Raw genomic sequence first — 3276 nt, 5'->3', positions numbered from 1 at the left:
TTCTGTCTCAAAATACCTGACGACGAACAGTATCCTGCAAGATATGCGTATCTTCTTCGGCGGTGCGTCCGGATACATCTTCATAGAAAAAATCAGACCCGACAAAGCTTGACCGCTCGTCTCCCGCCGCGATTCGCCGTACCAGATCCAGCGCCGGCAAATACAGCCAGCGGTCATCGTCACGAACCGGATGCTTCCAGACCATAAACACCGTGCCGCGCACATCGCTTGGGGCGTGGAAATACACAAAGAAACGCTGATCACCTGTTTCGCCATCGTCGATGAGACCATCTCTTCGCATAATTGTGACCTCCCGCGTGCGGGTGCGTCCTTGTTTGTCAACAATCGCCATGGCGACGCGCGCCCGGCCATCATCGCCCTGATAGGCAGCGGTGTGTTCGGCTTGTCGGGCGATGTCCGTGGCATCGGTATTCTGCGCATGGACGGTTTGCGCCACAAGCAGGGCGGCAGTTAAGAATAGTGCGGCTGCGTAGCTCATGCTGGGATCCTTTCGCGGCGAAAGAGTGGTTGTTGAAAGACGGAGATCAGTGCTGGCAGGACAATTAGGCTGGTTGCGCCTGCCAATATCAGTATACTGGTGATCAGTATACCTACAGTTCGATAAGGAACGAGATTGGCGGCCAAGAGAGGCAGAAAGCCAACCCCGACGACGATGACATTCCGTGTGATAGCGCGACTCGGCGCCTCAAACATCTTACCCAGCGTCGGCTCCCAAGCCTGTTCGGTTCGGAATATCTCTCGTGTCCTGGTCAGGAAGTGGATTGCGTAGTCGACGGCCAGCCCGAGTGACAAAGACGAGAGCACGGCCGTCGGCATATCGTAATCCACACCGGCCCAGCCGACTGCGCCGTAAATCAGCGAGACGGTCAGTACGAGTGGGATCATCGCCAGTACGCCCCAACTCAAAGACCTAAATAGAAGCGTGGTCAGGATCAGGACAACAATGAAGCTTCCGAGAAAAGCTTTCAGCATGCCGCTCACCATCTTATCCTGCCACACGAGATTGATATAAGTGAGGCCAAACCATTCGGACGCCAGGGCGAGCGGCGGGGGATTGCGGCTCAGATAGTCTCCAACAAGGATCTCGACCTGCGCCATCTCTGAATTGTCGCCGCTTTTCAGCTGAAACCACAAGATGGCCTCCTGAAAGTCCGGCGTAACAAAGGTCCAAATATCGTCAGGGCGGTGAGAGTTCTCATACATCAGCAGGGTTTGCGCGACGGCTGGCTGAGTATCTGGAATGCGATAGGCCGCCGCCTCATTGAAGAGCTCCCGGTGAACTGTCGCCACAATGTCATCCAGGCCGGAAATCTTGCCGATAACTGCGCTCTCGGCCTCCAGGTCTGTGCTCATTTTTGCCATATAGCGCAGCAGCTCAGGGTTCTTGAAGGGCGCATCGCTCATACCACTATCAGCGCTAAGGTGCAGGTAAGCCATATAGCTACCAGCGAATTGCTCATTGATGATGCGATCAGCCACGCGGATCTGATCTGACCGTTCAAACCACTTGATCGGGTTGTCATTAACAGTGATTTTTGTGATCCCAGCGCCAGCCCACACGACGAGAACAAGGCTTATGACAATGATCGCCTTTGCATGATGACCGGCATAGGGCCCGGCGGTCCGCAAGAAACGCCCCAGCCAGCTTTGATCCCTGACCGCGCGATCAGATTTCTGAAGTGCGCCGAAATCTGCCAGCGCCTTATCCGGCAGGCTCATGAAATAGGCCGGCAAAAGTGTGACTGTGAAAAACCATGCGACGAACACGCCGATCGCCACGAACAAGCCAAACACCTGAACCGGCGGGATTGGCGTCAGCATTAGCGAGGCAAAACCGACCGCTGTGGTCAGCGTCGTATACCACATAGGTCGCCAGAGATCGGCCATGACCTCGTTGACGATTTCAAGCCGGTCGCGCCCGGGTGTGTATTTGTCGTAGAAGTCGGACAGAATATGAATGTCGTCGAGCACCGCGATCGGGATAATGAAGATCGGGATCATTGAGCTCATGATGTGAACGGTCTGGCCCGAGATAACCAGCAGGGCCATCGTGCAAACTACCGACGCCATAGCGGCAAGCAGAGAGATCAGGATGATCCGGACATGGCCGAAGAACAGCCATAGAAGACCGAACACAAAGAGCATGGCGAGCGGTGCTGACACCGCCATCTGAAAGAACATCTCGGATCCGAACCGGTCTTCAGCAACTGGCAAGCCCGTGATATGATAAGATGCACCCGTGGCTTCGAACGTATCGATCAGGGCCCGAAGATCCTGCTCAACAGCGTAGGATATGCTCTTGTCGCTGATCGGATAGTACAGCGCGAGCGCCGTCCCGTCATCCGAGATCATCGTGCCTTTATACATGGGGATGGTGAGCATCTGGTCACGGATGCGCGCGGCATCCCCATCGCTCTCTGGAGGTGTGGCCATCAGCCAAGAGAAGGAAACCGCGCCGAGACTTTCCGTTTCGATATTATCGACCGTTGAAGGCGCGATGATATCTGCCGCGATGATACCGGCCGAACGTCCGTCGCGCTCATAGCTCAGCGACTTCGCCGTATCAGTCAGCATTTTGACATGACTTAGATCACGGGCATTGAAAACGCCTTGAGGATGCTTTTCATTGACGACGCCTACGACGACAAAATCATAAATGTCGAAGACCGATTTCAACGCGCCATGCCGCACGCGTACCGGCGCGTCCGCCGGCAGCATGTTTTCCGGGTCGGTGTCGATGGTCAGCGGCTTTAGAAATGGCAGTCCACCCGGCGTGACGCTTGGCGCAAGCGCCAGGGCGGTGAGAATGAACGTAATCGCCAGACTGAAGACAAAGAATCCTTTGCGCCTTTGCGCCGCAGCTTTTGATACCCAGAGCATCAGCTCTGTTTCCGAAGCGTGGCCAGCTTACCCCAGCGCGGCCAGAACCGCGGGGTATTAACTGCATAGGCGCGGTATTCCTCGCCAAATTCAGCTTCTGCGTTCTTTTCTTCCCGAAGAGCGAGGCGCACATACATGAAGACCAGGACCGGGAACATGACCAGAGTCAGAATGGTCGGCCATTGCACCAGAAAGCCGAACATGATCAGCACGAAACCGGCATATTGCGGATGGCGCATCCGTGCATAGATGCCGGTCGTCGCGAGTTTGCCCGAGCGCAGCGCGCCATGCAGAACCGGCCAGGCCGACGACAACACGCTGAAGCCCAGGAAGATAAAGGCCAAGCTTATAAAGTGAAACGGGCCAAAATGAGGA

Annotated in this window: 3 protein-coding genes; all 3 read right to left on the bottom strand. The window is 55.6% G+C overall.

The features are described from left to right. Positions 1-7: 7 nt before the first annotated feature. Positions 8-499: an outer membrane lipoprotein-sorting protein gene (locus HOC_RS20190; protein WP_051625170.1), complete on the bottom strand. Its 492-nt coding sequence runs from the start codon at positions 497-499 to the stop codon at positions 8-10. Beyond that, positions 496-2901 (bottom strand): efflux RND transporter permease subunit, encoded by a 2406-nt coding sequence (locus tag HOC_RS20185; protein ID WP_035542245.1) that lies wholly within the window; start codon positions 2899-2901, stop codon positions 496-498. Before HOC_RS20185 ends, HOC_RS20190 begins: the two co-directional genes overlap by 4 nt. After that, positions 2901-3276, bottom strand: a 376-nt coding sequence (locus HOC_RS20180) for a methyltransferase family protein (protein WP_035542242.1), incomplete at its 5' end; no start/stop codon positions are given. The genes HOC_RS20185 and HOC_RS20180, both read right to left, overlap by 1 nt.

The sequence above is a fragment of the Hyphomonas oceanitis SCH89 genome, assembly GCF_000685295.1.
GTDB classification, from domain to species: Bacteria; Pseudomonadota; Alphaproteobacteria; order Caulobacterales; family Hyphomonadaceae; genus Hyphomonas; species Hyphomonas oceanitis.
The sequence above is the reverse complement of the archived record's forward strand: the minus strand, read 5'-3'. Positions and strand labels throughout refer to the sequence as shown.

Bases quoted from the DNA above. Each gene is read 5' to 3' on its own strand.
- HOC_RS20185 (WP_035542245.1), bottom strand. From the start codon at position 2,901: ATGCTCTGGGTATCAAAAGCTGCGGCGCAAAGGCGCAAAGGATTCTTT.
- HOC_RS20190 (WP_051625170.1), bottom strand. From the start codon at position 499: ATGAGCTACGCAGCCGCACTATTCTTAACTGCCGCCCTGCTTGTGGCG.